The 26,715-nt window shown below is 64.2% G+C and carries 22 protein-coding genes; 8 read left to right on the forward strand and 14 right to left on the reverse strand.

Translation table 11 applies throughout. From position 1 onward, the window contains the following. The first annotated feature begins 52 nt into the window (after positions 1-52). On the forward strand, positions 53-1,804 hold the full coding sequence (locus tag NLM25_RS19475; protein WP_254138015.1) for a winged helix-turn-helix domain-containing protein: 1,752 nt from the start codon (positions 53-55) through the stop codon (positions 1,802-1,804). A 6-nt stretch (positions 1,805-1,810) separates the two neighbouring features. Here the strand turns inward: NLM25_RS19475 and NLM25_RS19480 are convergent, their stop codons facing one another. The 6 genes from NLM25_RS19480 to NLM25_RS19505 all read right to left on the reverse strand — a co-directional run bounded on the left by NLM25_RS19480 (position 1,811) and on the right by NLM25_RS19505 (position 6,605). After that, positions 1,811-2,743 carry a lipid A biosynthesis lauroyl acyltransferase gene (locus NLM25_RS19480; RefSeq protein WP_254138016.1) on the reverse strand — a complete coding sequence of 311 codons (933 nt, stop codon included), beginning with the start codon at positions 2,741-2,743 and terminating at the stop codon, positions 1,811-1,813. An 8-nt stretch (positions 2,744-2,751) separates the two neighbouring features. Further along, positions 2,752-4,029 (reverse strand): beta-ketoacyl-ACP synthase, encoded by a 1,278-nt coding sequence (locus NLM25_RS19485; RefSeq protein WP_254138017.1) that lies wholly within the window; start codon positions 4,027-4,029, stop codon positions 2,752-2,754. Between the two features lie 52 nt (positions 4,030-4,081). Continuing rightward, on the reverse strand, positions 4,082-5,287 hold the full coding sequence (locus NLM25_RS19490) for a beta-ketoacyl-ACP synthase (RefSeq protein WP_254138018.1): 1,206 nt from the start codon (positions 5,285-5,287) through the stop codon (positions 4,082-4,084). After that, a complete protein-coding gene (locus NLM25_RS19495) occupies positions 5,284-5,754 on the reverse strand; it encodes a 3-hydroxyacyl-ACP dehydratase FabZ family protein (protein WP_254118461.1) in 471 nt (156 codons plus the stop codon). The genes NLM25_RS19490 and NLM25_RS19495 overlap by 4 nt, the downstream gene beginning before the upstream one ends. Positions 5,755-5,764: 10 nt before the next feature. Further along, entirely contained in the window at positions 5,765-6,052 is a 288-nt protein-coding gene (locus tag NLM25_RS19500) for an acyl carrier protein (RefSeq protein ID WP_007592476.1), read from the reverse strand. A gap of 211 nt (positions 6,053-6,263) precedes the next feature. Continuing rightward, complete coding sequence (locus tag NLM25_RS19505) at positions 6,264-6,605, reverse strand: hypothetical protein (RefSeq protein WP_254138019.1); 342 nt, start codon at positions 6,603-6,605, stop codon at positions 6,264-6,266. Between the two features lie 337 nt (positions 6,606-6,942). On the opposite strand from NLM25_RS19505, the gene NLM25_RS19510 reads away from it, so the two are divergent. Further along, entirely contained in the window at positions 6,943-7,572 is a 630-nt protein-coding gene (locus NLM25_RS19510; RefSeq protein ID WP_254118463.1) for a ParB-like protein, read from the forward strand. A 16-nt stretch (positions 7,573-7,588) separates the two neighbouring features. Here NLM25_RS19510 and NLM25_RS19515 read toward each other — a convergent pair whose 3' ends face one another. Beyond that, complete coding sequence (locus tag NLM25_RS19515; protein ID WP_254118464.1) at positions 7,589-7,744, reverse strand: hypothetical protein; 156 nt, start codon at positions 7,742-7,744, stop codon at positions 7,589-7,591. 272 nt (positions 7,745-8,016) lie between these two features. On the opposite strand from NLM25_RS19515, the gene NLM25_RS19520 reads away from it, so the two are divergent. Both NLM25_RS19520 and NLM25_RS19525 read left to right on the forward strand, forming a co-directional pair. Then, on the forward strand, positions 8,017-8,160 hold the full coding sequence (locus NLM25_RS19520; protein ID WP_254118465.1) for a hypothetical protein: 144 nt from the start codon (positions 8,017-8,019) through the stop codon (positions 8,158-8,160). A 148-nt stretch (positions 8,161-8,308) separates the two neighbouring features. Next, positions 8,309-8,476, forward strand: coding sequence for a hypothetical protein (locus NLM25_RS19525; protein ID WP_254138020.1), 168 nt, complete (start codon positions 8,309-8,311; stop codon positions 8,474-8,476). A 77-nt stretch (positions 8,477-8,553) separates the two neighbouring features. Here the strand turns inward: NLM25_RS19525 and NLM25_RS19530 are convergent, their stop codons facing one another. The 5 genes from NLM25_RS19530 to NLM25_RS19550 all read right to left on the reverse strand — a co-directional run bounded on the left by NLM25_RS19530 (position 8,554) and on the right by NLM25_RS19550 (position 18,699). After that, entirely contained in the window at positions 8,554-10,764 is a 2,211-nt protein-coding gene (locus NLM25_RS19530; protein WP_254138021.1) for an alkaline phosphatase family protein, read from the reverse strand. Positions 10,765-11,076: 312 nt separating this feature from the next. Then, entirely contained in the window at positions 11,077-11,658 is a 582-nt protein-coding gene (locus tag NLM25_RS19535) for a peroxidase-related enzyme (RefSeq protein ID WP_254118468.1), read from the reverse strand. A 113-nt stretch (positions 11,659-11,771) separates the two neighbouring features. After that, the gene (locus NLM25_RS19540) at positions 11,772-13,532 is read right to left on the reverse strand and encodes a di-heme-cytochrome C peroxidase (protein ID WP_254118469.1); all 1,761 of its coding nucleotides are present in this window, start codon (positions 13,530-13,532) and stop codon (positions 11,772-11,774) included. A 271-nt stretch (positions 13,533-13,803) separates the two neighbouring features. After that, a complete protein-coding gene (locus NLM25_RS19545) occupies positions 13,804-16,698 on the reverse strand; it encodes an AAA family ATPase (RefSeq protein ID WP_254138022.1) in 2,895 nt (964 codons plus the stop codon). A 264-nt stretch (positions 16,699-16,962) separates the two neighbouring features. Beyond that, the gene (locus tag NLM25_RS19550) at positions 16,963-18,699 is read right to left on the reverse strand and encodes an ATP-binding protein (protein ID WP_254118471.1); all 1,737 of its coding nucleotides are present in this window, start codon (positions 18,697-18,699) and stop codon (positions 16,963-16,965) included. Between the two features lies 1 nt (position 18,700). Between NLM25_RS19550 and NLM25_RS19555 the strand changes: the two genes are divergently transcribed. Further along, entirely contained in the window at positions 18,701-19,069 is a 369-nt protein-coding gene (locus tag NLM25_RS19555; protein ID WP_254138023.1) for a hypothetical protein, read from the forward strand. Positions 19,070-19,139: 70 nt separating this feature from the next. Further along, entirely contained in the window at positions 19,140-20,108 is a 969-nt protein-coding gene (locus NLM25_RS19560; RefSeq protein ID WP_063684575.1) for a catechol 2,3-dioxygenase, read from the forward strand. Here the strand turns inward: NLM25_RS19560 and NLM25_RS19565 are convergent. Together NLM25_RS19565 and NLM25_RS19570 are read right to left on the reverse strand one after the other, a co-directional pair. After that, the gene (locus NLM25_RS19565; RefSeq protein ID WP_254138024.1) at positions 20,105-23,626 is read right to left on the reverse strand and encodes a molybdopterin cofactor-binding domain-containing protein; all 3,522 of its coding nucleotides are present in this window, start codon (positions 23,624-23,626) and stop codon (positions 20,105-20,107) included. The two genes, NLM25_RS19560 and NLM25_RS19565, sit on opposite strands and share 4 nt — an antisense overlap. Further along, complete coding sequence (locus tag NLM25_RS19570; protein WP_254138025.1) at positions 23,626-24,108, reverse strand: (2Fe-2S)-binding protein; 483 nt, start codon at positions 24,106-24,108, stop codon at positions 23,626-23,628. The genes NLM25_RS19565 and NLM25_RS19570 overlap by 1 nt, the downstream gene beginning before the upstream one ends. 259 nt (positions 24,109-24,367) lie before the next feature. Between NLM25_RS19570 and NLM25_RS19575 the strand changes: the two genes are divergently transcribed. Then, on the forward strand, positions 24,368-25,825 hold the full coding sequence (locus tag NLM25_RS19575; RefSeq protein WP_254138026.1) for a 6-hydroxynicotinate reductase: 1,458 nt from the start codon (positions 24,368-24,370) through the stop codon (positions 25,823-25,825). After that, positions 25,822-26,715, forward strand: coding sequence for a UPF0280 family protein (locus NLM25_RS19580; RefSeq protein ID WP_254138027.1), 894 nt, complete (start codon positions 25,822-25,824; stop codon positions 26,713-26,715). Before NLM25_RS19575 ends, NLM25_RS19580 begins: the two co-directional genes overlap by 4 nt.

Raw genomic sequence — 26,715 nt, forward strand, 5'->3', positions numbered from 1 at the left:
TTTCGGTCAATCTCGACAAACTTCACCTATATGAGCGGCCGGGAGAGACGTTTTGGGGGACAAGTTGCTTCGCTTCGCCGGTTTCGAGCTGGATCAGCAGCGCGCAGAGCTGCGTGGGGCCGATGGCGTTGCGATCAAGCTCCGGCCCAAGACCTTCGAGATGCTGCGCGTGTTCGCGACCAGCGGCGGCCGGGTCCTGACCAAGCAGAAGCTGATGGAGGCGGTCTGGCCGAACGTCCATGTCGGCGAGGACAGCCTGTTTCAATGCATCCGGGAGCTTCGCACCGCGCTTGGCGACGAACGGCGGCAGCTCATCAAGCTCGCCTCGGGCGGCGGCTATTCGCTGACGGCGGAGGTTCTGGCCGAACCGGTTTCCATCCCCGCCGAGGTCGAGCAGCTTCCCTTGGCCGGGCTGGTGCAAAGCGCCCCAGTGCTGCCGGCCGAGGCTGCGGCCGCAACTGCGGCGCCGGAACGTTTCATCCTGGGATTCCCCCGGCGTGCTGCGGTCGTTGCCGCGACGGGGCTCTGCGCCATCATCCTCGCAATTGCGGCGGCCGTGCCGGTGTGGAAGCCGGAGCTGCTGTCCAGGCGGGCGCCGCCGCGTCTCGCCGTGATGCCGATCGTTGACGCCAGCAACGACCCGCGCGGCGCGATGATGGCGGCGGAGGTCACCGGCCGTCTCACGGACGGTTTTGCGAAGATCCAGAACATCAGCGTCGTGGCGCCGCGCCCGTCGGCGGTGGCGGGGGCCGACAAGGCCAGTGCGTCCGTGACGTCACCGGACTACGAAGTTCGCGGCGAGTTGCAGCAAACCGATCAGTCCTGGACGCTGCGCGCGCGCATCATCAAGGCGGGCACCGGCGAGGTTCAGTCGGTCGTCGCCGCATCTGTCAACGCGCACGAAGCGGATGCGCAGCTGCAACAGTCGCGTCTCGTCGCCGGGGTCGGTCATGTGCTGGCGCGGCGCCTCAACGACGTGCTGGAGTCGAACGCGCCGTCCGCACGCGCGCGCGGGGCGTCGGCCGGAGGCGACAAAGTCGCGATCGAGCAGGCCATCGCGTCGATCAACCAGACCACGCGCGAGCGCTTCGGCATGGCACAGAGCATGCTGCAAAAGGCGCTCGCTGACGAGCCCGACAATCTCGACATCGCCGTTGCGCTGTCTTCGCTGCAACTGCGCGGCATCCAGATGGCCTGGTTCAGCCCCGATGAGGCTGTCGCGGTCGAGGCCAACGCCAACGCGACGCTCCAGCAGGCATTGCGGTCGAAGCCGAATTCGATCCCGGTGCTCGAAGCCTATTGCCGCTTCCTCAGCGCGACCAATCATTTCGTCGAAAGTCTCGTCACCTGCGCCAAGGCGCTGAGCTTCGATCCGTGGAACGGACCTGCGCTCTATCTGATCGGCCTCGGGCAGATCCATCTCGGCCGCTTCGACGACGCGATCGCGACGTTCCGCCAGGCCGATCGCTACGACACGCCGCCGTCCTCCCGCTGGACCTGGCTGCTTGGCGCGGGCTGGGCGACGCTCTTGAAGGGGCAGGGCGAGGAAGCGTTGCCCTGGTTGCAGCGTTCGATCGCGATCACGTCGGCGTCCGGCCGCTCGCACATGCTGCTTGCGGCGGCCCTTTATAGGGCAGGCCGGAAGGAGGAGGCCACGGCGGCGATCGAGGAGGGTCTGAGGCTGCGGCCCGGCACGACCAGGCTCAACGTCTCGCCGCCGAAGGGGAATACGAGTCCGGCGTTTCTCGAGGCGTCCGCTCGCGTCGTCCAGTCCATGGTGGATGCAGGTCTGCCGGAGCAGTGAAGGCGGCTACCGCCACCTGCGATGCAGCCAGAGCCACTGCTCGGGATGCTCGCGCACCCAGCCCTCCACCACGCTCGTGATCGCCTGCGTGGTGCCCTGGATGTCGATCTTGCCGTCGGCATCGCGCACCGGCTGAATCTCTTCGGTGAGCTCGGCGGCGAAGCGGTTGCCGGGCTTGCGGATGACGCGGACGCCGTGGATCGGGCAGTCGACCTGGCGGAGCAGGCGGGCCAGCATCGGATTGGCGCGGGTCTTGCGGCCGAAGAAGGTGACCTCGACGCCGCCGGTCAGATACTGGTCGATCAGCATGGCGACGTGCTTGCCGTCCTTCAGCGCCTGCGCGAGCCGCAGCGGAGCGTCGCGGCCGGCAGGGATCAGCGTGCCCATGTTGACCTGGCGCATCTCCTGGATGATGCGGTCGGCAGAGGCGATGTTCGGCCGGCGGTAGAGGATTGCGGCGTCGAGCCCGTGCGCGACAGCGGCGAGCGCCGGCAATTCCCAGTTGGCCAGATGCGAGGCGAAGATCAGCGCCGGCTTGCCGTCGTCGCGGATCTGGTCGAACAGCTCGACGCTGCGCTGGGGCAGTTCGATCTTGCTCTTCTCCGGATGCTCGCGGTCGTAATCCCAGACATGGTCCATATGGGCGAATTCGGCGCCGACGCGGCCGAGATTGTCCCACACGCCCATCAGGATCCGTTCGATCTCTTCCGGCGACTTCTCGGGAAAGGCGGCGGCGAGGTTGGCGCGGCCGATGCGGTGCTCGCGCAGGCGCGGCCCGATCAGCTTGACGACGCGCGCGAAAAAATCCGAGGTCTTGGCCGGATCGAAATGGCGCGTGGTGCGCAACATGCCGACGGTGGCGGCGCCGATAAGGCCGCCGCCGATCGATTTGGCTGCATTGCGGGCGCGGATCTTCGTGCCGAGAGAAATCAGCGCCATGCGTCCGGTCAGGCCGGTTCGCGGGTCAGGATCAGCGAGGCGTTCTGGCCGCCGAAGCCGAACGAGTTCGACATCACCGCGGTGACGCGGGCGTCCCGCGCCTTGTTGCCGACGACGTCGAACAGGATCGTGGGATCCGGATTGTCGTAGTTGATCGTCGGCGGGATGCGCTGATGCTCGAGCGTGAGCAGGGAGAAGATCGCCTCGACCGCGCCTGCGGCCGAGATGGTGTGGCCGACCATCGACTTGTTGGAGGTCACCGGGATCTTCTGCGCGAGTTCGCCGAACACGGCCGACGTCGTGTTGAACTCCATCTTGTCGTTTTCGGGCGTCGCGGTGCCGTGCGCGTTGATGTGGTCGATCTGGTCCGGCGTCATGCCCGCATCGGCCAGCGTCTTGTTCATGCAGCCGATGATCGGCTTGCCGTCGGGCGAGGAGCGGGTGCGGTGGAAGGAATCGGTGAGCTCGCCGCAGCCGGCGATCACGCCGAGGATTTTCGCGCCGCGCGCGGTCGCCGCTTCATAGCTTTCGAGCACGAGCGCGCCGGCGCCTTCGGCCATGACAAAGCCGTCGCGGTTCTTGGAGAAGGGGCGGGAAGCCGCCTGCGGCGGATCGTTCTGGGTCGACAGCGCCGACAGCAGCGAGAAGCGCACCAGCGCTTCTGGATTCACGGTGCCGTCGGTCGCGACGCACAGCGCGGCATCGGTCTCGCCACGGCGGATCGCCTCGACGCCGAGCTGGATCGAGGTCGCGCCCGAGGCGCAGGCCGTCGACAGCGAGATCGGCGAGCCCTTGGTGCCGAAGGTCTCGGCGAGGTGTGCAGCGACCGAGCCGAACATGAAGCGGTGATGATAGGCGCTGTACTTGCCGCCGCCGGAGATGCGCAGCAGATCGTCATAGGTGAAATCCTGCGCGCCGACGGCGCGGCCGAGCTCGCGGCGCTGCGGCCACTCGACTTCGACCGGTGCAACCGCAAGGAAGAGCGGGCCGGGGAAATCCGCCTTGGCGCCGATGCCGGCCTGCTCGAGCGCTTCCTCCGTCACCAGCTCGGCCATCCGCTCGGACAGGCCGGTGGAGGAGAACGGATCGACGCTGACGAAATCGACCGTGCCGGCCATCGTCGTCTTCAGGCCGTCGACCGGAAAGCGCGTGATGGTGCGGATGCCGGATTCGCCGGCGACGAGCTTCGCCCAATTGTCGGCCTTGCTGCTACCGAGCGAGGTCATGATGCCCATGCCGGTGACGACGACGACGGGACGCCCGAATTTGTCGCGTGGTGCAGTCATGTCGATCCCCCGATAGCGCTACAGCATCATCCGGCTCAAGCGCGACTGCGCTTCAGCTCACGGCCTCGACCAGCGCCATGCCTTCGCCGCGCCAGTGTCCGGCTCCCACCACCACAATCTGGGTGGGTGCCCCCTGCATTTCAATCTCGGTTCCGGTCGAATCGTTCGGCGGGAACAGTGCACCGCGCGAGATCGAGAGCGCCGCGAGCGCGATGCCGAGCGGGAATTGCGTTTCCATGGTGTGGCCGAACATCGTGCCGGTCGAGCGGACCGGGAAGTCGGCATGGCCCTGCAGGAAGCCGCGCTCCTCTGACGTCGCGGGCTCCGCGCCGGTCGCGCCCGAGATGATCGCGCCCTTGCCCTCGCGCTTGGGCAGCTTGGCCCAGAGCTTCTCCAGCGTCGCGGCCATGTCACCGGGCTGCTTGCGCCGGGCGAGGTCGGCAACGACGCTCGACAGCTTTGCGTACGGCTTTGCGCCGCGCGCCTCCGCATGCGCCTTGGATTCCAGCACCAGGAAAGCGCCGGCAGATCCCAGCGCGAAGCCGGCGTGGTCCTTGCGGGCCCAGACGGGAGCGAACTTGTCCTTCAGGTTGAAGTCGCCGAATTCGTAGAGGACCATCAGGTCCTTGCGCTCGCCATTGTGCGAGCCGCCGATCAGGGCAATGTCGCTCTCGCCCGAGGCGATGCGTGCCAGCGCGATGCGCGCCGCATCGGCGCCCGCGACCTCTTCGCCCATGAAGGTGCGCGAGGTGCCGCCGAGACCGTGCACGATGGCGATGTTGCCGGCGAGCAGGTTCGAGAGCTGCGCCAGGAACAGCGTCGGCCTGAGATCGCTCATCAGCCGTTCGTTGAGGAAGCCCGGCGCATTGGCGCCCTTGGCCTCGGCCGTGAGCACGCCGGTATCGACGTTGAGGTCGCGCTCGCCGCCGCCGGCGGCCACCACCATGTCGATCTTCGACAGGATGTCCTTGTTGCCCTTGATCCCGGCCGAATCCAGCGCGAGGCCCGCGGCATAGGTGCCGATGCGCTGCCAGGCTTCCATCTGGCGCTGGTCGCCCTTCTTCGGGATCTGGCTGTCGAAGGAAACAGGCATCAGGGGATGCACGATGTAGGGCGCAAAGCCCTTCTCGTCGACATTGATGCGCTTCTCCTGAAGCGCGGCCCAGTTGGCGTCCAGGCCTTCGCCGAGCGAAGTGGCAAGGCCGATGCCGGTGATCCACACTTCCGTCTGGCCGGGCTTCGAAGCAGTCTCAGTCATGGCGATACGGCCTGTTGCGGAAAGCCGACGCGCTTTGCGACCGCGTCCATGAAGCCGCGCATATCCGCATTGGGGAAGGGGATTTGCGTGAAGGTGAGCGTCGAATTCGCGCGCAGCTTGCCGCCGACCTTGATCTTGGCCTCGGTCACCGCGTAGCCCGAGCCCTGATGCGACAGGGTCGCCTCGATGCTCATGAGATCGCCGGGGAAGACCGAGCCGCGGACCTTGGCCTCCTTCACGGCGGCCAGGATCGGCATGCGCTCGAATTTGAGCACGCCGAGCTGAAGCCAGCCCGAGGCCTGCGCCATCGATTCGATCAGGAGCACGCCGGGCATCAGGGGATAGCCCGGGAAGTGCCCCTCGAAGATGGTGCTTTCCTTCGGGACCTGGGCCTCGACGACAATCGTCTTCGCGTCGACGTTGAGGTCGACGACGCGATCGATCATGTGGAAGTATTCGAGTTGCATGACCGCGCGCTTAGGCGCTCGCGCCCTTGGCCGCAACCAGTTCGTCGATGCGGGCGCACAGATTCTTCAGCACGAAGTACTGTTCCGTCGTCGCCTTGCCGTCGTTGACCTCCTGGGTCCACTTTTCCAGCGGCAGCTTGATACCGAACTGCTTGTCGATCGCGAACGCGATGTCCAGGAAATCGAGGCTGTCGATGCCGAGGTCATCGATGGCGTGGCTATCCGGCGTGATCGTGTCGCGCGGGATGTCGCAGGTTTCAGCGATGATCGTAGCGACCTGATCGAATGTGGAGGACATCACTAAGCCTTTGATATATTGCGGATATTTGTCTGATTTTCCAGAGTGGCGTGGTGGGTGGGCATCGCGCCCCGATGACGCCCTCAAACCCCCCTCTGGCCGGGTCGAAAGCCCGTATATCGGAGCGCCGCCCTGAGTTCAATGGAGCCGGACGGCCCCGGCGACAGGGGCTGGGGATGCCGTGGGCGGGGCTTTCAGCCGGGCGGCGTGCCTAGATATGGGGCGTCGTGATCCTGGCGCAGTCGCGGCGACCCATCAGCACGCAGTCCTGGGTGCGGCGCAGGTCGGCGATGCTCACCGCGAGCCAGATCCCGATGGCGGTCAGCGCGATCGTAAAGGCGAGCGCCGCGATATTGGCGAGCATGCGGTGGCGGAAATTGTCCGGTTCCCGGCGGGGCTGCTCGTAGCGCGACAGGTCGAGCGGCTCGGGCGCAACGCGGAGCGGCTGCACGGTGCCGCTGCCCCGGTGGGCCGCCGGGGGAGGCGCGGTGCGCGGCCTGAACTGGAGCACCCGGTGCTCGTCATCCGAGCTGATGGGCCGCTGAGTTTTCATGGTGCGGGGATCACTCCGAAGCAGCGATTTTTAGATAGCATACGTGGTGAATGCGTTGCAGAAAATATTCTCAACGCGCACGTGCATTGCGCTTCCGCACTATCTTTCATGGCACGTTTCCCCGGCTGCTCGCCAATGAACGCGGCGCCGGCCGTCAGGTCGATGTCAGGAACGCGGGTTGCGTTGCAATAACACCCTAGAGCTTCGACCGCAGGCGCGCGTGAACATCGGCTTGTGATCTCCGCGTCCGGGTCGAACGCATTTTGCCGCCGCAGGGCCCATGGCATAATCGGGGGAACCGGACCACCGGTTGCAACCATGTGAGGGCCCCTCGACCATGACCACCACCAACGCGCGCGAGCCGAGAGTTCATCCGGTGCCGATCCTGTCGCTCCGCCCGACGCAGATGACGGTCGGCATGCGCGAGGTCAAGGAGAAGCGCAAGCGATGGCGCGAGCACGGCAAGAAAAAGCAATCCGAGCTGCTCGGCACCCACATGATCCCGGTCGTGTACGGACCCGACCTGCGCTACTACGTGATCGACCATCATCATCTCGGCCGCGCGCTGCATGACGAGGGCATCAAGGAAGTGCTGGTGACCGTGGTCGGCGACCTCCGCATGGTCGAGCGCGAGGCGTTCTGGGGCGTGATGGACAACAAGCGCTGGGTCTATCCCTACGACGCCAAGGGCGAGCGGCGGCCGTTCCGCGATCTGCCGAAATCGGTGGCCGATCTCAAGGACGATCCCTTCCGCAGTCTTGCCGGCGAACTCCGCCGCATGGGCGGCTTCGCCAAGGACACCACGCCGTTCTCCGAATTCCTGTGGGCTGATTTTCTGCGCCGAAAGCTGTCGCGCAAGGCGGTCGATGCCAATTTCGACAAGGCACTCGAGAAGGCGCTGTTCTCGGCCAAGAGCAAGGACGCGATCTATCTGCCCGGATGGTGCGGGCCGGCGGAGGATGATTAGGTGTGGAGCACCCGCATCAATCGCGCTGAAAAATCTTGGCGCCGGGGTAGACGCGCCGGGCGTAAGTCACGACCAGCGCGCGGTCCTGGGTGTCCAGGAACGGCGTTCGGATCTGGCACGACCCGACGACAAGGTGCCACAGACCATTGAGCTTCCGGATGACGACGTTCATTTGAATAGTCCTCGATATCTCCGTGTTGAGCAGGTGCCGCTTGTCGCGGCGCTCATGCAGTTCACGATCGTGGTGGCGGGCGCAAAATTCCCGACCAAGCTCGCGCTCACTGCAAGACAACAGCGATACTTGTCAGTTGGTTATGGCACGCAGGCCCGATAAGCCGGACCTCATCACAGCCGCTTGAGCGAAATCATTTTCCGGAGCGATGAAGCCGTCCTGAAACAGAGCGGCCCCACTTTGGGGTCGTCGAGCTCACACAGGAGGCGAACATGCGCCGTCTGGTTCTGGTAATTGCCTTGCTCGCGGTTGCTTCAGCGGGAATCTCGGCGTCGTTCGCCGCGGTCCACCACGCCAAGTCGTTGACGTTTGCCGAGCGCTTTGCGCCCGCACTCGAATTGATGGCGAAGCAGTAGCGGCATAACGCTTCGGGGCAGGCTTGATCTGCCGCAAATCTGCGCGACGGCGGACCGCTAAAGTTCGCCTCGCATGATCGCCTACGGCGTGCTGCGCCGCGATGTCCAGGGCGCGGGCTCCAGGTCATGCCAACCTGGAGGCGTCGCCATGAGCTTGATTTTTCGCATTTTCTTTCTCGCGGCCGGCGCCATCACCGCGCTGTTCGTCGCGCGCGATGCGCTCAACTTCACCATCATCCAGACCTTCGTCGCCATCCTGCTCGTGACCGCCGTCCTCGGCGCTGGAACGCTCTGGAGCCTGCGGCGGAAGACGTGAGCATACCGCATCAAGAAAAATGCCGATGAGTGCCGCGCGGCGCCCATCGGCTCGGTTCGCAGGCGATGCGGCCTGCTTCAGCGCAGGATCTCGCGCAGCACCTCGCCGTCGACTTGGTGCGGCCTGACGCCGAGGATCTGCATGATGGTCGGCGCCACGTCGAGATTGCGCATGCGCCGGATCGTCGTCTTCCGGATGTCGGGTCCGGCGGCGATGAAGGTCGCGCTCATCACCGGCAGTTCGGGATCGTGGCCATGGGCTCCGTAGAAGTTCGGCATCGATAGCGTGGTCGTCGTCGCGTTGAACGGAGCATCGCCGAGGCGGGCGACGCCGGGGCTCTGGATGCCGTCGAAATTGTAGCCCGGCGCCATCAGCGCGAACACGTCGCCGAAATCCTGGCCGATGGTCTTGCTGGTGCACAATCCTGTCCCGGCGTTGCATTGCACGGGCCGGGTCTCGACCACGGTGAAGAGACGCCCGCTATCGAGCGAGAAGTTGAACTTCGGGTTCGGATCGACCGCGTTTTTCACCACGTCGGTGATCTGCGCGACCAGCGCCTTGTAGGTGGCGGGATCGACGGTGCCGCCGGATTCGCGGTTCTGGAGGTTGACGTAGATGTTGACCGCCGGACCCGAGGTGCGGATCGCCAGCTTGCCGGTGTCGATGCCGGCGTTCTTCAGGACATTGGTCATGCTGACCGAGGTGTGGAACGGCGCGAAGCCGTGATCGGACACCACGATGACGTTGCTGTCGGAGCCTGCCGCATCGGCGATCTGCTTCACCGCCTTGTCGGCGGTCTGATAGGCGAAGCGGATATACGATGCGTAGCGCGCGACCTTGTCCGGATCCTGATTGGCGCCGATCGAGTTCGGGTCCTTCGGGCTGGTGCCCTGGCGGCGATCGGTGAGCAGGAATTGGTGCTCGGAGCCGTCGGGCTGCTCGATATAGACCATGACGAGATCGGCGTCGGGATGGTTCTGGATCGCGCGCTCGGCGATGTCGGCCTGGTAGCGCACGAAGGTCTTGACCATGTCCTCGAACATCGCCTCGATCTCGACGTCGGGGAAACCAGTGAAGCCGGGGCTCAGGCGCTCCGGAATGCGGAAATCCGCCTGTGGACGCCAGAAGCCGATGTTGTTGTTGATGTCGTCGACGTCGGCCAGCACCGGTGTGTTGCGCGGGATGAAGTTGCCGCCATAGCGGGCGAAGCGCACGACCGAGAGGTCGGGCGAAAGCTGCGAGACGAAATAGGCGGCGCCGACCTTGGCGCCGCTGCCTTCGAAGAAGAACGGTGCGTTCTCGCCGCCGAACCTGGCATAGGCGGGTCCCGTCGACGGCGCGTGGAACGGTCCCGGCTTGATGCCTTGCGACGCGTCGAAGAACACCAGGGTGTCATAGTTCACCTTGTTGTCGTTGGTGGTGTCGATCGCCGCTGCGCGGATCGCGTATTTGACGTCGAACGCTGCGGCATTGCTGGAGCAGGTCGAGGTCTGCGCCGAGGAGCACGAGAACGTCTCGATTGGGGTTGTCGTCACCAGCACCGGGCTGAACGAGAAATGGCCGCTTGCCTGGAGCGCTGCGATGATGGCCGGATCGGACGCGAAGTCGGACCGGGTCAGCGCGAAGCCCTGGGCGGAAAGGCCGCCGAACGCGCCAAACGGCACCGTGTAGTTGGTCATGCGGGTCGGCTGAGCCGGCTGCACCACGGTGCCGTTGATGGAGATGTCGGCGCCGTCGCCGCCCGGCCACGTCGCTGTGGCCACCTTCTTGCCTTGCTGGCGAAGCTGCACCCACAACGGCACGGCAGTCGGGTGCGGCGAGGGTCCGAGCGGGCTCTCCTGATAGCCGCCGATCGGGGCTGCGAAGCCGCTGATGCTCGATGTGATCGGCGCGACGATCGCCTCGAAGGTGTTCGACGGGATGTCGTTGTGGACGGCGTTCGAGCCGGTGGCGATCTCGATGTGCGACACGGCCGTGAGCGACGGCGACGCGGTCACGTTTTGCAGCGCCACTGCGCCGCGGCGGCTCAGCCGCGCGAGGCCGCCGTCACGCGGCAACACGCCTTCCTCGATGAATTGCTGAATGAAATTGGGCTTGGCGCCGTCGAGCGAGATCAGCACGACCTTCGACTTGCGGCCATGATGGCCGCCATTGCGGTCGTGATCCCCGGAGTTGCCGAAACCGCGGTCGCGATCGTCGTTGTCGGCGCGGGCTAGAAGCGCCACGCCGGCCAGCGACGTGGCGAGCGACATTGCCGATATCAGGGAGAGAAGAATCTTCTTGTTCATGTCGATGCCCCCAAGCTCGCTGCGCAGTTTTTCGCGCTGATGTAGTCCGGAACGGGGAGCGATTATCGAGCGAAGCCGACGACGCGGATGTGACGCGTGTACGTCGCAGAGATTACACCGCGAGGATGCCGGTGCGTGATCGTTGACATCTTATCCGAACGAGCGATGCCATCGCTGTTCGAAAAGTTCACGCTCCGACAAGGACCTAATGCGCGACGTTGACGGCGCCTGACATCATCTGGTTCAGGCGCTGGTCATAAAATGGAACTCGCCCATTTCAAAAAGATCGCGGCGGTCGCGTCGCCGCTTCAGTTATGTCTTCGGCAGGCGTCCCATGAGGTAGAACTCCTCGTTCGGCCGCATGCCGGTGAAATTCGCCAGCCGGTTCGACAGTGCGAAGAAGGCGGAGATCGCGGCGATGTCCCAGATGTCGTCGTCGCTGAAGCCGTGCGGCGCGAGCGCCGCAAAATCCTCCTCGGAGATGCGTTGCGCATCCGCCGAGACCTTCATCGCGAAATCGAGCATGGCCTTCTGCCGCGGCGTGATGTCGGCCTTGCGGTAGTTCACCGCGACCTGGTCGGCGATCACGGGGTTCTTGGCGCGGATGCGCAGGATCGCGCCGTGCGCAATCACGCAATACTGGCACTGGTTGGCCGCCGAGGTCGCGACCACGATCATCTCGCGTTCGGCCTTGGTGAGGCCGCTGTCCTTCTCCATCAGCGCGTCGTGATAGGCGAAGAATGCGCGGAACTCGTCGGGGCGGTAGGCCAGCGTCAGAAACACGTTCGGCACGAAACCGCTCTTTTCCTGAACGCCGAGGAGGCGTGTGCGGATGTCGTCGGGAAGCGTGTCGATGGCGGGAGCGGGGAAGCGTTGTGAGGGAGGAGGGGTCATGACGATGTTCCGGATCGGGCTCTCGGGGAAACGCGGAACATAGTCGATCGCAGTCGTTCGCGCAAAGCGCATGCGCGGCTACATCTTGGCCGGCGCAGACAGAGGCGAGGCTCTCAAAGAGTCTTCAAATATTCGAGGAGTGCCTTCTTTTCGTCGTCGCTCAAGCGCGTGCCATAGTCATGCCCGCATCGGCTGTTGCCTGAATTGAGGTGATCGCAATCGGTGGCTGGACGGGTTGGCCCCTCTTGTGTGACGTCAAGACCAACATTTTTGGTGTCGTATCTCGCGCCAACTTTGAATTGTGACATGCGCTTCGCGGGCGGGACGAGCAATTCCGCCAATGTCGGCACCGAGCCGTTGTGCAAGTAAGGCGCCGCGGCCCAAATTCCCTCCAGCACGCGAGCTTCATATTCACCTCTCTTGAGGGTGCGCTTGAAGAACGTCCACGGCTCGATCGTCAGGCTGTCCGGCGGTCTCGATGGTTGCGCGCTGGCCGGTGCGATGGAGGCCCGTGCCGGAGCCGGCGACGCTAGCGGAGACTTGGGCGCGGCGGGCGCCACTTGCCCGTTGCGTGGCAAGGAGCCAAAGCCGTCACCGGCACCGAGCTCGCTCCCCCGAGACAGCTTATAGTTCAGAATCGTACCGGCGACTGCGCTGAACATCATGTGGACGGCGTAATCCTCCTCCTCCAGATCCCTGGCGACTCCCGGGGTGCCTGCTCCCTTCAGCGCGCCAGTCTTCACTCTCCAACCGAGCTCATCGAATTGACGAGTGTCGGTGCCGACGTTCTGGAGCGGCGTCTCCCACGTTGTAGCAAACAAGTCACGCAGGACGCGTATCTCCTGCTTCTCATGACACCCGTCACTGCAGTGTCTTTGGTAGAGTTTTTGACCTTCGTCAGCCAGTTTCTGGTCGAGATCCCATTCCTGTGGCCATTTTGGCGGCCCCATCTTCAAGACCAATTTCTCGAGTCTTTCCAGCCCATCGAAATTGATGGAGTTGGAGTAGTCTAAGAATAAGCCGGAAGAAGGCTTTGGTTCGAAGTTGGCGAACGCCAGAGCCTGCCCGGTGTTCCGGGCAAGTGCGAAAACGCGGTTTCCATTCAACACAAAACCGGCCCAATCGGTTTGGTTCTGCATCGGTGAGTTCCACAGGAAAGGATACCGCACCGGAGCGTCGGCAATCCTCATGTTTTCCTTGATCAACAAATCAGGCGGCGGCCCAATGTCGGTGCCGGATATACGGTTGAAGATGATCCCGACGGCGTCCAGCCGCCCAGGCCCCCAGCCAACTGGTGGCAATGTACCGGCCACGAATGCATGAAAGCGCCGGTGCCATGCATCGACCCTCTGACGCAGTTTGGCAACATCGGCAGCAGGTTCGGAGACGGCCGCAGCAAATTCAGCGAATGCCGGTTCGCTGGCGGTCACATCTCCTACCGCCTTGTCCAGGTCGCTCAGGAACTCCTGGAAATCCACAAAGGCCGGACCGCCATCGATGCGGTACGTCTTGCCTCCCACTTCAACCTGCCGCGTGTGACATGCGGAGCATGTTATCCCGACCATCTGGGACTCTGCGGGACCCGTGGTGTGGAGGCCGACGGGGAGGTTGGCCTTATTGTCCGGATTTGGGAGAAAACCGTATCGGGTCAGACCATCCGAGAGGAACGGTTGTCCGTCCTTCGTTTTCAATGCCCGTAACCAGGTGAGGTTGATTAAGCGGGAGCCTTGGTCGCGCGTGTAGTAGTCAGCCCTGTCTTCCGGTTTCCAATTCTGGCCCTGGTCGACATATATTGGATCGGCGAGAGCGGTCTCAATTCCCGAACTTGCGGCGACGACCAGCGCAACGCGAATGAGGAAAGCGACACGACGCATCGCATGACCCTCCATGAACTACAATTGAATCACCTGTTTTCTCGAAACCAGAATCTGTGAAATACGCGCAGCCGGGCGATGCAGCTCGCCCGGTAGCGACGAGAGCTGTCAGAAATAGCCGCCTGATGTTCGAGATTGTACTTCTTGACAAAGTCCCGTCAAGGTCGTTGCGTTGAGTCGGAGGTCCGGATTGCATGCTACGTCCGTTGAGCGCGGCGAGCCCGCGACACGGGCCCCCGTGAGCTGGTGTGTTGCGACACGAGCGGCCTTGCTAAACCGCGAGCCGGGATCCGTCCCAGGCAACAATGCCAAACTGATCGCAAATCGCGTGCATCTCGGCGAGATCCTCGACGACGCGGGCGGTACCAGGCTTCGCCTCGGCGATCAGTCGCGCCCTCAAGCCAAGACATTCGACAATCAGCCACGGATTCCTGACGGTCCTGGCGATGGAAAGAGCAGCATCCAGGGCGCTCAGGCCGCGTTCGGATTTCCCGTCCCGAACGAGAGCCTCGGCGTAACCCGCGTAGAGAAGGCTGAGCTCGATCTGGCCTGTCCGCAGATGCATGCCGCTCTCCATGCAGGCGTCTATCAGGTCGACGGCCTGATGTGCCTGGCCTGTTCGTGCCAGAGCTGTCGCCATTGCTCCGGTCAGGTTGGCCTTGCTGGCATCGTAGCCGTTACGTTCGACGATCTCCCTTGCAATCGACAAGCATTCCACAGCCTGGTCATTTCGATGGAGCATGAGGAGATTTCGCCCCATCGTAATGCGGGCGAGCACTTGCCCATATGAATCCTGCTCACGAACTGCGATCTCCAATGCACGCGATGCGAATCCGAGCGCCTCGGCATATTCACCCGTTGCATTCATGAACCAGCTCCTGAATGCCAAAACCGTGCATTTCGGACCGGCCGGTGTCCCGAGACGGGCAGTCTCGAGTTCTCCCGTGAGCATTTCATTCAGTTCGTCCATCGCCGCAATCGCGCGATCGACGTGGCCCATGCTGTACAGCACATTTGCCATGATGGTCTGATTTGAAAATACCAGTGCTGTCGATTTCAGCGCTCGAGCCGTTTTCAATCCATCGCTCGTTATTTGCAGTCCTTCTTCATACCGGCCCTCAAACCAGTAGACCATCCCGAGTTGCGACTGGACGCTGCACACGTGAGCAGTCCTGCCTTGGCGCCGCGCCAGCTCCAACGTTCGCGGCAAATGCATATTTACTTTTTTGAATTCGCCAAGTTGCAGCATCGAAGCGAAGCTCATTCGACCGAAGTCGACATATTTTTCTTCGGCGGCTTCCCCAAGACGCTCGATGAGCTTGAGCGCCCGGTCATATATCAAACTGAGCGATGAGGCCGCGGCGTTCCGGCGCGCTTCCACGGCCGCCTCCCAGAGATAGCCAAGTGCAGCATCAGCATCTCCGGCTTCCTCTGCATGAAAGGCCAGCTGTTCGTAACGTCCATCAAGATTCGGGTAACGCCGAACGATCGCCTGGACAGCGGCCTGGTGGATCTCCAGACGACGGCCACGCGGTATCGTGTTTGCACAGGCCTCGGCGATGATCTGATGCCGGAAACGCACGGAGTTACCCGCAAGCGGATGGACAAAGGCAAATCGGGCGAGCTCGAACAATGCAGTCAGCAGCTCGCCTGCGTCCACGCCCAGCACCGTCGTAGCCAATGGGATTTCTACCTCCTCTCCCAGCAGGCTGAGCGTCTGCGCGAATGTCTTCAGTTTCGGAGACAGCCGTTGCAGCCGCGCATGAATCACGGACTCGACGCTCTGAGGTAGCGATTGTTCGCTCGTTGCGTTCGTCGCCTCCGCCGAACGCAAGAACTCTTCCAATACGAAGGGGACGCCGTCAGCGCGATCGATTGCTCTCGCAAACACGGTCGGGGATCGAGACTTCGGCCACAATTGACGTCCCATAGCCTCCATGTTGGCCCGCGACAGCGGTTGCAGATGAATGAGCTCGTCCGCAATTTCCATGGACTGGTTTGATGATTCCGGACGTCCGGTCAGCAATATGCAAAGCGGCTGCGGGGTACTTGCGCGCGCGAGTAATTTCAGGAAATGGCGGCTTTCCGGATCGATCCACTGGAGGTCTTCGATCAGCAAGAGAGTTGGTCTATTGAGCGCCAATGCGAGGAAGGCATTGACGAGTGCGTGTGCAATTTGCGTTTGCGTATTGTCGGTCAATCGTTGGCGAGCGGACGTTTTTCCAACGATGAATAGAGCTTCGAGCTTTCTGCGATCGGCTGCCTCGACGTGCAGTGCCGCGAGAGCCTCGCGAATATGTTCATCCGAAGATGAGCTGTTTGCAGCGAGCATGTCGCCCACCAAGCTGCGGGCGGCGGCGAATGCGGTGGCACGTCTTTGTACGCCGCCATAAAAGACGCAGCATCTCACGTCGGATGTCAGTGCCTCGGTCATTACGGCTGTCGCAAGGCGGCTCTTGCCGATACCTGGTTCGCCTAGCAGGGCGACGGAGCAGCTTTTGCCGCCCGGGCGCGGGAGCAGTTCTCGAAGCGCTGCAAGTTCGTCGACCCGATTCACGATCGGCGTTTGATAGCGGCTGGCGATTTCGTTGTGATCGACGTCGTCCGGCCGGGCATTCAGCGTGTAGGCCTCGATGACCCGATCGGCAATTCCCGAAGTCGTCTTGTGTGCCGTAAGGTCGAGTGGCGATCGGCACAGCTCTGCGGTTTCGGCACTAACCCTGATCTCGCCTGCGGCCGCTTCCTGCTGGAGCTTGGCAGCAACGTGCACGGTCGCTCCGGCAACGTCGAAGCGGGCGATGGCATGTTTGCCGCCTATGCGTAAGCCGACCAGGCCGGAGTGAAGTCCGACGCGAAAATTGACCGGATCTCCCTTGGGGCCGGTCGACCGGCTATGACTCTGAATGTCCCAGGCTGCGATGCACGCGCGATCCGCATGATCCTCATACGCGGTTGGCCAGCCGAATATGGCAATGCCACCGTCTCCCGCATAGTGGACGATCTGTCCCCCGAGACGCTCCACGGAATTGCGGATGTGATCCAGCCACTGGTCCAAAAACGCTTGAGCTTCATCGGGGTCGCAAGCCGCGATGTGGCGAGTTGAACCCACCATGTCGACGGCGAGCACCGTTATGATGTTACGATCCGCAATATTGGCACCGCCCACGGACATCTCGCGCCCCGCGTCCTCAAACCGGCTCCAAAGGCAACGGTAGCACGAAGGACAAGGCTTGGGCTATCCGCGAGACGCGGCCTTGGGCTATCCGCTAGACGCAGCCTTGAGCCGCGATATCCGGGGCATTGCCCGTCTTTCGCGGCTGCCCGCTGTTCGGGAAATTCCAGAGGCGGCGATGTTGACGGACAAGCGGCGGCCTACCGGATAAGCCCCCCGGGGGCATGGGAGCAGTGTGTGCGCCCAGCCGCGCCGTCTTTACCGCAGCGGCTTCTTCAGCAGCGAGAAGCGGTCTGGGTCGAGACCCATCGATGGTTGCAGCATCGGGGCTTCGGCGGTTGTGAGCGTCTTCGCAGGCGGCTGCGAGAACACGGGGTCGTTCGGCACGTCGCGCTGCGAGGTGGCGCCGCGCCAGCGCTCGAGCACGGCGCCGACGAAATGCATGTCGTGGCCGGAGGTGACGGACGGCACGCTGCTGATGGTGGCTTCACCGCGCGGCAATTGGTGCGGCGGCACCTCCTTGAAACGCAGACGGGTCGGCAGCGCGACGCCTTCGCCGAACGCCAGCACCTCGCGGGTGCCGAGCGAGGGCACGAAGGACAGGAGGTTCGCGGCGGCGTCCGACACCGCGGCGCGCAACAATGCCTGGTCGCGCTCGTTGGCCAGACGCATCGTGAACAGCGTGTTGCACTGGGAAATGATGGTGGCGTCGAGCTCGGCGGGACGCTGGGTGATGAGGCCGAGATAGACGCCGTATTTGCGGCCTTCCTTGGCGATGCGCGACACCGCCTTGCGGGTCGGCCCGAAGCCGATGTTGCGGTCGGCGGAGGCATAACGATGCGCCTCTTCGCAGACGAACAGCAGCGGCGAGACGCCGTCGCTCCACAGGCCGAAGTCGAAGGCCATGCGGCAGAGAACGGACACGACGGAGTCGATGACTTCGGCCGGGAAGCCGGCGAGCTGCATCACCGTCATCGGTTTGCCGTTGGCCGGCAGGCGGAACAGATGGCTGATCACCTCGGCCATGGTGTCGCCGCCGACATTGGCGTTGTCGAACATGAAGGCGTAGCGCGGGTCGTTGCGCACGGCCTCGATGCGCGAGATCAGCTTGTGATAGATGATGCGCGAGGAGCGGTTCTCGAGCTTGCCCATGCGCTCGTCGATCAGCGACATCAGGTCGACGAGGCGGTACGGCACCGGCGTGTCGACGGTGTAGCCGACCTGCTTGGGATCGATGCGCTTCAGACCGATGCGATCGGCGTTCTGGTACTGGGTGTAGACGCCCTTGGCGAGCGGGATGACCTCGGCGAGGATGTCGAGCTCCTCGGGCACGCCGGCGCGGCCGCCGAACAGCACGTCGACGATCTCTTCGAAGTTGAACAGCCAGAACGGCAGCTTCAGGTTCCGCGGGTTGAGCACCAGCGCGCGATCGCCGAAGCAGCGGCCATATTCGTTGTGGACGTCGAGCAGGAAGATGCGCAGGTTCGGCCGCGCCTTCAGGATCTCGTTGAGCAGCAGCGACACGCCGGTCGATTTGCCGACGCCGGTCGATCCCAGCACCGCGAAGTGCTTGGACAGCATTTCCTCGATGTCGACATAGGCGACGACCGAGCGGTCCTGCTGGAGGAAGCCGACATTGATCTGGTCCGAGCCGGTCGGCGCGTAGATCGTGCGCAGCTCCTGGCTGGTGATCAGGTCGACCGCATCGCCGATGGTCGGATAGTTGGTGACGCCGCGCTGAAACTTGGCCTTGTCCGCGGCATTGAGAATTTCGCCGAGCAGGTCGACCGACGCGATGGCGATGTAGTCGGGGCTCGAGAGGTTCTCGCAGGACACCTCGGTGATCATGGCGACGATGACCGAGCTGGCGCAGCGGATGCTGACGAAACGGCCGACGGTGGCCCGAACTTCCGAGACCGGCATCCGGCTTTCCGCCAGCAGGCCGACCCGGGCGAGCGACCCGCGTACCGAAATCACGCGTCCAAAGGATGTCACGATGAATGAACCTGACAAGAGCAAGGGGTTTGCACCGGACTATGCGCGGCCGTCGCTGCACAAACGGTTAAACGGCGGGCGCCGGCGCTTCGTTAAATCCGCGACAATTCGGATGCTAGGTTTGTCCCCAATGCATACTTCTGGCCGAAGGCGGCCCGAAAATGCTGCTTTTCTGGGCTGGCGGGCCCGAAAGCACTTAAGGAAGATTTTACCATTCGACCAGTCGGTTCCATCGTTCGGGTGGAAGGTCGTCATTTTGGATGGTGCGGCGTTCGATCGGGCGGGGGTGTTTGATTTGTTGACGGGACCTAATCATTTGTACATTAGTACAAATGAACCGGCGGCCTGGATGCCGCCCCCGGACGCCTGAGCGCGTTTGCAGCCTTGCGTCCGATTGCGCGATCCGGTCCGGCGAATCGCAGCCACGCCTGGAGGAAAGCATGCAGCCCGAACCGATCCTCGATCTTGCTCATCTCGGCCACATGGAGCTGCTGACGCCCAAGCCCGACGAGAGCCTGAAATTCTTCGTCGACGTCATGGGCATGACCGTGAGCGGTCAGAAGGGCGAGTCCGTGTATTTGCGCGGCTGGGACGATTACGAGCGCTATTCGCTCAAGCTTACAGCCTCGAAGACATCAGGCATGGAGCACATGGCGCTGCGCGCGCGCAGCCAGCAGGCACTGGAGCGCCGCGTCGCCGCGCTGAAGGGCTCGGGCTTCGACATCGGCTGGATCGACGGCGACATGGGGCAGGGGCCGACCTTCCGCTGCCGCGACCCTGACGGGCACATCGTCGAGCTCTATTACGAGACCGAATGGTATCAGGCGCCGCCGGAGCTGAAGCCCGCGCTGAAGAACCAGGCGCAGCGCTTTCCCGCGCGCGGCGTCAATGTCCGCCGGCTCGACCATCTCAACTGCCTCGCCGTCGACATCAAGGCCAACCGCGAGTTCTTCGAGAACTATCTTGGCTGCCGCCTCACCGAGCAGATCGTTCTCAACGACGGGCGGGAAGCCGCGATGTGGCTGACCATGTCGAACAAGAGCTACGATTTCGCCTATTCGCTGGATCATTCCGGCACGCCCGGCCGCTTCCACCACGTCACCTACGCGCTCGACAGCCGCGAGGAGATTCTTCGCGCCGCGGACATCTTCCTGGAGAACGGCGTGCACATCGAGACCGGGCCGCACAAGCACGCGATCCAGCAGACCTTCTTCCTCTACGTCTACGAGCCTGGCGGCAACCGCGTCGAGGTCGCCAATGCCGGCGCGCGCCTCATCCTCGCGCCCGACTGGAAGCCGATCGTGTGGACCGAGGAGGAGCGCAAGAAGGGCCAGGCGTGGGGCCTGAAGACGATCGAGTCCTTCCACACCCACGGTACGCCGCCGGTGGAGGCGAAGAAGCACGGCTAATGCGCTGAAGTGCGTACCCGCGCGATCGTCTCGCGTACGCCGGTCCATGCCGGCTTGTCCGGCGCGAACTGACTGCGCAGGAAGGTGACGAGTTCTTCGACCTGCGCATCGCTCATGCTGTTCCTGAACGCCGGCATGTAGCCGAGGTCGCTGGAGACGGGCTCGGCGATGCCGTGCAGGACGACCTGCACGAGATTGTCCGAGGTCGCGCTGTGCAGATTGCTGTTGAGCGCGAGCGAGGGCCGGCTGCCGAACAACGGCAGGCCGCCGACTTCGTGGCAGACGGCGCAGGCGCCCTGATAGAGCCGCGCGCCAGGGGACGAGGCCACGGTGACTTGGGTCGCGGCTTCGAGCTTCGCGGCGAGTGAATCCGGCGTCGGTGCGGCCGTGTCGTTGAATGAGTTGAGATAGACCGCCATCGCGCGGATGTCCGGGTCGGGCAGGGCCTTCAGGTCCCTGACGACAGGCGCCATCGGGCCGGCGGCCACGCCGTGATAGCGCGAATGGCCGGTGCGTAAATAGGCGAACAGCTCGTCCTCGCTCCATGGGATCGGTGCGCGTGAGAGTGATGTCAGCGCCGGCGCTTCCCAACCTTCGGCAAATCCGCCCGCGAGATAGGCCTCGCGTTGCTCCGCGCCGAGCGCGTTGCGCGGCGAATGGCAGCCGCTGCAATGGCCGAGGCTCTCGACGAGATAAGCGCCGCGATTCCACTGCTCGGATTTGGCGGGATCGGGCTTGAACTCTTTGCTCTGATGGAACAGCGCGTTCCATCCCGCAAGCAACGGGCGAAAATTGAAGGGGAAGGCGAGTGCGTTCGCAGGTGCCTTCGCATGTACTGCCGGCTGCGCCATCAGGTAAGCATAGAGCGCCTGAAGGTCGGCATCGCCAGTCTTCGCAAAGTGCGGATAGGGGAAGGCGGGATAGAGCTGCCGGCCATCGCGATGCAGCCCGTCGCGCATCGCGCGTTCGAACGCCGGATAGGACCAGGCGCCGATACCGGTCTCGACGTCGGGTGTGATGTTGGTGCTGTAGATCGTGCCGAACGGCGTTTCCAGCGCGCGGCCGCCGGCGTTGGGCACGCCCCCGATCGTGGTGTGGCACTCCGCGCAATTGCCGAGTGCCGCGAGTTGCTGGCCGCGCGCGATCGTCGCGGCGGAATAGACCGATGCATCGGGCCGCGCGATCGGCGCGATGGGGCGTCCTGGCAGCAGCGCGGCGCCGATGCCGATCGCCGCGGTGCAGACCGCTGCGATCGTTGCGAAGATGCCGACGCGCTTGGCGAAGGGATTCTCCCAGATGCGCGACGGCTGCGGTGTCGCAGGAGCGGGGAGGGCCTGCGGCACAGGCGATGTTTCGCCGTGCAGCCCCTTCAGAATGCGCTCGGGCGTGAACGGCGGCTCGCGGAAGCGCACGCCGGTGGCATCGAAGATCGCGTTCGCGATCGCCGCCGCGCTCGGCACCGAGGCGGACTCTCCCACGCCGAGCGGCGGCTGGTCCTGTCGCGGCAACAGCAGCACGTCGATTTTGGGCACGTCGGGGAAGGGGATGATCGGATAGGCGCCCCATTCGCGCGCTGCGACCGCGCCGCGTTCGAATGACACTTCTTCCATCAACGCGCGGCTGGTGGACTGGATGACGTTGCCGTGGATCTGGTGGCGCACGCCGTCCGGATTGATCATCAGGCCGGAGTCCTGCCCGGCAACGACGCGCGTGACGCTGACATCACCGGTCGCCTTGTTCACGGCGACGTCGGTGACCCAGGCCGACCAGGCGGCGCCATAGCCGGGAAATTTGCTGTGGACATAGAGCGCATAGGCAAAGCCGCGCCCGTGCACGACCTCGCCGTCCTTCTCCTCGCGCACCGGCCGCGGCGTCCAGCCCGCGCGCTCGGCCACCGCGTTGACGAGATCGACGGCGCGCTGGTCCTTCAGATAGCGCAGGCGGTACTCGATGGGATCGACACCGGCCTCGGTCGCGGCCTCGTCGATATAGGATTCATGCGCAAACGTGTTCGGCAGCGCCGAGACGCCGCGGAACCAGGAGGCGCGCACGATCGGCGCCATGTCGTGGGCGACGACGCGCATGTGGTCATAGTCGTAAGGCGGGATCGCGGTGCGGTCGCCCATCTGGAGCACGGCGGGCTCGGGCGAGATGCGTCCCGTCAGCAGCAGCGCCAGGGTCGGTGCGGCGTTCGACGGATAGCGCGTGGCGAGATCGTAACCAGCGATGCCGCCGTCGGCATCGAGACCGCCATTGACGTCAATGAGCTGCGCGGTGCCCTTGGGCTCCCAGGCGTGTTCCTGCTCGCGCGTCAGCTGCACGCGCACGGGCCGGCCGACCGCGCGCGACAGCAGCAGCGCATCCGCGGTCACGTCATCGGCGCAGTTGCGGCCGTAGCAGCCGGCGGCCTCGAGGCGGATCACCTCGATCTCGCTCTCGGGCCGCTCGATCAGCAGCGCGAGGTCGCTGCGCAGAATGTGCGGATTCTGCGTGCCGGACCAGACGCGGATGTTGCCGTCCTGGACATCGGCGACCGCGCAGGACGGGCCGATCGAGGCGTGCAACTGATACGGCCAGACGTAAGTGCGCGGCATCGGCTTGGCGGCGCCTGATATCGCCGCGGTGACGTCGCCCTTGTCGATCAGCGTGCGCGGTGTCGACGGGTTGGCGCGGAGTGCGGTCTCCACGTCGGCGAGATCGGTCAGATCAGGCGTCGGCTTCCAGCTCACCGTGAGCTGCTCGGCCGCGCGGATCGCGTTCTCCTCGCGTTCGGCAACGACGCCGACGAAATCGCCGATCCGCACGACGGCCATGATGCCGGGAATGTCACGTATCGAGGACTCGTCGACCGCGATCAGGCTGGTGCCGACGAACGGGCCGGCATCGAGGCCGGCATAGGGCGGGCGCACCACGCGGCCGTGCAGCATGCCGGGGACGCGGACGTCGTGCACGAAGGTCAGCTCGCCCGTGGCTTTGGCGGGGAGGTCGACGCGCGGCATCGACTGGCCGACGATGGCGTAATCGCCGACGGGCTTGACCGCGACATCGTCGGCAAGCTCGAGGCGAATGATCTCGCCGCCGATCAGCTCGCCATAGCTGACGCTGCGATTATGCCCGCGGACGAGGCCGTCCTCGATCTTCAGCTCCGAGGGGGGCAGTTCCAACCGCTCCGCCGCGCGCGCGATCAGAAAATGCCGCGCTTGCGCTGCGGCCTTGCGCAAGGGAACGGCGGTGATCTGGATGGTTTCGCTGGCGATGGTCGCGCCCTGGTTCGGCACCAAGGCGGTGTCGCCGAGCACGACAACGACCCGCGCAAAGGACACGTCGAGCTCTTCGGCGACGATCTGGCCGAGCGCCGTGCGGATGCCGGTGCCGAGATCGACGTGACCGTTATAGGCGCTGACCGAGCCGTCCGCGGTGATGCGGACAAAGGTCTCGGATGTGATCTCGTCCACGGTGCGGACGACGACAAGCGAACCGGATGGCCGCTCAGCTCCGTTCGAGGCAGGGGAGGCCATCAATCCGCGGCCTCGGTGAGCTGGCCGGATGCGCGCATCACCGCGCGCAGGATCTCGACATGCGTGCCGCAGCGGCAGAGATTGTAGCGCAGCGCCGCCAGCGCTTCCTGCTCGGTCGGCTGCGGGTTGATCGCAAGTAACGCCTTGGTCGTCATGATCATGCCGTTGAGGCAATAGCCGCATTGCGCGGCCTGCTCGTCGATGAAGGCCTGCTGCACCACGTCGGGCTTGTCGCGTGTGCCTAGGCCTTCGAGCGTCACGATGTCGCGCCCGGCGCAACCGCCGACCGGAATCACGCAGGAGCGCGCGGCGGCGCCGTCAATCAGGACAGTGCAGGTGCCGCATTCGCCGAGGCCGCAGCCGTATTTCGGACCGTTGAGCGCGAGATCGTTGCGCAGCACGTAGAGCAGCGGCGTCTGTTGCGCCGCTGTGACCTCGTGGATCCCGCCGTTCACGGTGAGGCGGATCGGTGTCTGCGTCATCCTCGTTCCCAAGCCCGCGTAAAAATTCCAAGCCCCACGCGAAATTCTACGTCGCGACGATACCGTTTGTACACAAACGTGCAAGCCGTGCATGCCGCACTGCAGCGCGGCTGCCCTCTTTGTGGACAAAGCGGATAGGCAAATGAGGTTTTATGCGGCAGCCGCATCTTTTGCGCCGCACCGCCGCTTGACAGTCTTCCGGACGGCGCGCAACATCGTTCGTATACGAATGATAACCGCAGGTCTCGCTGGCTCTGGCATGGTGATGGAAACAACGAGCGCTGCCATCGACAAGATCCGCTGCGATGCCTGTCCGGTGATGTGCTACATCAAGCCGGGCGCGGCGGGCGCGTGCGATCGCTACGCCAATCACGACGGCAAGCTCGTTCGCGTCGACCCGCATGTGATCCTGGAGCGTACCGTCTCGCATGGCGGCCAGCTGGTGCCGTTCAGCCGCACCGAAGACTGGGACGGCAAGATCGTCCACGAACCCTCGACCTTCGTCACCGCGATCGGCGCGGGCACGACCTATCCCGACTACAAGCCGGCGCCGTTCATCGTCTCCGCGGAGGTCGATGGCGTCGACATGGTGACCGTGGTCACCGAGGGCATCTTTTCCTATTGCGGCATCAAGGTGAAGATCGACACCGACCGCTATCTCGGACCGGAGACCGCGACCGTTCGCGCGCAAGGCGAGGCGGTTGGGCACGTCACGACCAGCGAATATGGCTCGCAGATGCTGTCGCTGGGCGGCGTGCATCATCTCACCGGCGGCTCCAAGAAGGAGGGGCGCGTCACCTGCGACACGCTGATGGACCTCGCCAATTGCAAGGCGGTGGAGCTCACCATCGACGGCGGCGCGAGCGTGGTGGTGCAGGCCGGCCAGCCGCCGATCGTCAACGGCATGAAAGAAGAGCGCATGCGGGTCGGCTGCGGCTCGGCGACGATCGGCATGTTCGCCAAGCAATGGCACGGCAAGGTCGACGAGGTCGTCGTCGTCGACGACCACATCACCGGCGTGCTCTCGGAGCACCAGGCCGGCAAGCTGCTCGACATCGCCGACACCGGCATCAAGATGAAGGGCCGCCGCTCGACGCCGGGCCGCTATTTCCAGGTCGCCGATCCCGGCACCGGCTGGGGCGGCACCAATATTTCCGATCCGCTGTCGATCCTCGGGCCGTTCGACGCCAAGGAAGCCAAGGCGGGCCTGTCGATGCTGATGGTGTCCACGACCGGCGAGCATTCCTCTTACTATGTGCTCGACGAGGCCTTGAAGCCGGTCGAGACCGAGATGCCTGATGATCTGAAATTCTCGGTCGAGCGCATCCAGGAGAATTGCGAGCCGGCCTTGTGCACGGTGCTGTTCATGGCTGGCGCCGGCGGCTCGCTGCGCGCGGGTGTCACCGACAACCCGGTGCGGCTGACGCGCTCGGTGAAGGACGCGCTGACGCGCGTCACCAGCGGCGGTGCGCCGGTCTATGTCTGGCCGGGGGGCGGCATCACCTACATGGTCGATGTGACGCAGATGCCTTCAGGCGCGTTCGGCTATGTTCCGACCCCGGCGCTGGTCGCGCCGATCGAGTTCACGATGAAGCTGTCGGACTACGCCGCGCTCGGCGGCCACATGGATTACGTCAAACCGCTCTCCGAGGTGCAGAACGGCGAAGACGTTCGCCAGTTGCCCTGGCAGAACCCGATCCCGGGACCGCGGGCATGACAAGGCTCCCGCAAATCGCATTGCTGTCTGATGGCCGGCGGCTGCATTTGCAGGATGGACCGATTGATCTGATCGTTGAGGCGAGGGGGCGTACGGGCGCGGTGCGTGCGGCCTATGAGGCTGCGGCACGCCGGTTCACCGGGTTGCTGGACGAACTCTGCGCGGAACTGCCGGAGTTGCGGTCGGGCGCCAAGGCGCGAACGTCGCTGAAGGGCGTGGTGGCGCGTCGGATGCACGCCGCCGTCGCGCCTTATGCGGTTGATTGCTTCATCACGCCGATGGCGGCGGTTGCCGGCAGTGTGGCGGAGGAGATTCTTCGCGCCATGCTGGCCGCTGCGACGCTTGATCAGGCCTATGTCAACAATGGCGGCGACATCGCACTCCATCTCGGAGAAGGCGAACACTTTTCGGTCGGTCTGATGGATCGCCCTGATCGTCACGGTGTGATGCGGGCGATGAGGGTCGATTCGGGCGATCCGGTACGCGGTATCGCGACCAGCGGTCGCCATGGCCGCAGCTTTTCGCTCGGCATCGCCGATGCAGTGACGGTGCTGGCAGCGACGGCATCGCAAGCCGACGCGGCGGCGACTGTCATCGCCAATGCCGTCGATCTGCCCGGGCATCCTGCCATCACGCGGCAACCCGCGAACGAGCTTCAGCCCGACAGCGATCTCGGCGCGCGCCTTGTCACTTGCGACGTCGGGGCATTGTCGCAGAACGAGATCGCCGCCGCGCTGGAATCTGGCGCGGAATGTGCACGGCAATTGTTCGATCGCGGATTGATCGAGGGTGCCATGCTCAGGCTTTGTGGTGATATGCTTGTCATCGGACCTAAGGATATAGAAGAGCAACGGTCGCGCCCGCTCGTGCTGGAGAACGCGGTTGCCTGA

Source organism: Bradyrhizobium sp. CCGB01, from assembly GCF_024199795.1.
Lineage (GTDB): Bacteria > Pseudomonadota > Alphaproteobacteria > Rhizobiales > Xanthobacteraceae > Bradyrhizobium.

What these genes read in the sequence shown, in the direction of transcription:
- NLM25_RS19530 (WP_254138021.1), bottom strand. Translation starts at nt 10,764, where the DNA reads ATGAACAAGAAGATTCTTCTCTCCCTGATATCGGCAATGTCGCTCGCC.
- NLM25_RS19565 (WP_254138024.1), bottom strand. Translation starts at nt 23,626, where the DNA reads ATGGCCTCCCCTGCCTCGAACGGAGCTGAGCGGCCATCCGGTTCGCTT.
- NLM25_RS19580 (WP_254138027.1), top strand. Translation starts at nt 25,822, where the DNA reads ATGACAAGGCTCCCGCAAATCGCATTGCTGTCTGATGGCCGGCGGCTG.
- NLM25_RS19575 (WP_254138026.1), top strand. Translation starts at nt 24,368, where the DNA reads ATGGTGATGGAAACAACGAGCGCTGCCATCGACAAGATCCGCTGCGAT.
- NLM25_RS19500 (WP_007592476.1), bottom strand. Translation starts at nt 6,052, where the DNA reads ATGTCCTCCACATTCGATCAGGTCGCTACGATCATCGCTGAAACCTGC.
- NLM25_RS19535 (WP_254118468.1), bottom strand. Translation starts at nt 11,658, where the DNA reads ATGACCCCTCCTCCCTCACAACGCTTCCCCGCTCCCGCCATCGACACG.
- NLM25_RS19510 (WP_254118463.1), top strand. Translation starts at nt 6,943, where the DNA reads ATGACCACCACCAACGCGCGCGAGCCGAGAGTTCATCCGGTGCCGATC.
- NLM25_RS19485 (WP_254138017.1), bottom strand. Translation starts at nt 4,029, where the DNA reads ATGACTGCACCACGCGACAAATTCGGGCGTCCCGTCGTCGTCGTCACC.
- NLM25_RS19520 (WP_254118465.1), top strand. Translation starts at nt 8,017, where the DNA reads ATGCGCCGTCTGGTTCTGGTAATTGCCTTGCTCGCGGTTGCTTCAGCG.
- NLM25_RS19505 (WP_254138019.1), bottom strand. Translation starts at nt 6,605, where the DNA reads ATGAAAACTCAGCGGCCCATCAGCTCGGATGACGAGCACCGGGTGCTC.
- NLM25_RS19555 (WP_254138023.1), top strand. Translation starts at nt 18,701, where the DNA reads ATGAATGAACCTGACAAGAGCAAGGGGTTTGCACCGGACTATGCGCGG.
- NLM25_RS19495 (WP_254118461.1), bottom strand. Translation starts at nt 5,754, where the DNA reads ATGCAACTCGAATACTTCCACATGATCGATCGCGTCGTCGACCTCAAC.
- NLM25_RS19570 (WP_254138025.1), bottom strand. Translation starts at nt 24,108, where the DNA reads ATGACGCAGACACCGATCCGCCTCACCGTGAACGGCGGGATCCACGAG.
- NLM25_RS19560 (WP_063684575.1), top strand. Translation starts at nt 19,140, where the DNA reads ATGCAGCCCGAACCGATCCTCGATCTTGCTCATCTCGGCCACATGGAG.
- NLM25_RS19480 (WP_254138016.1), bottom strand. Translation starts at nt 2,743, where the DNA reads ATGGCGCTGATTTCTCTCGGCACGAAGATCCGCGCCCGCAATGCAGCC.
- NLM25_RS19540 (WP_254118469.1), bottom strand. Translation starts at nt 13,532, where the DNA reads ATGCGTCGTGTCGCTTTCCTCATTCGCGTTGCGCTGGTCGTCGCCGCA.
- NLM25_RS19490 (WP_254138018.1), bottom strand. Translation starts at nt 5,287, where the DNA reads ATGACTGAGACTGCTTCGAAGCCCGGCCAGACGGAAGTGTGGATCACC.
- NLM25_RS19525 (WP_254138020.1), top strand. Translation starts at nt 8,309, where the DNA reads ATGAGCTTGATTTTTCGCATTTTCTTTCTCGCGGCCGGCGCCATCACC.
- NLM25_RS19515 (WP_254118464.1), bottom strand. Translation starts at nt 7,744, where the DNA reads ATGAACGTCGTCATCCGGAAGCTCAATGGTCTGTGGCACCTTGTCGTC.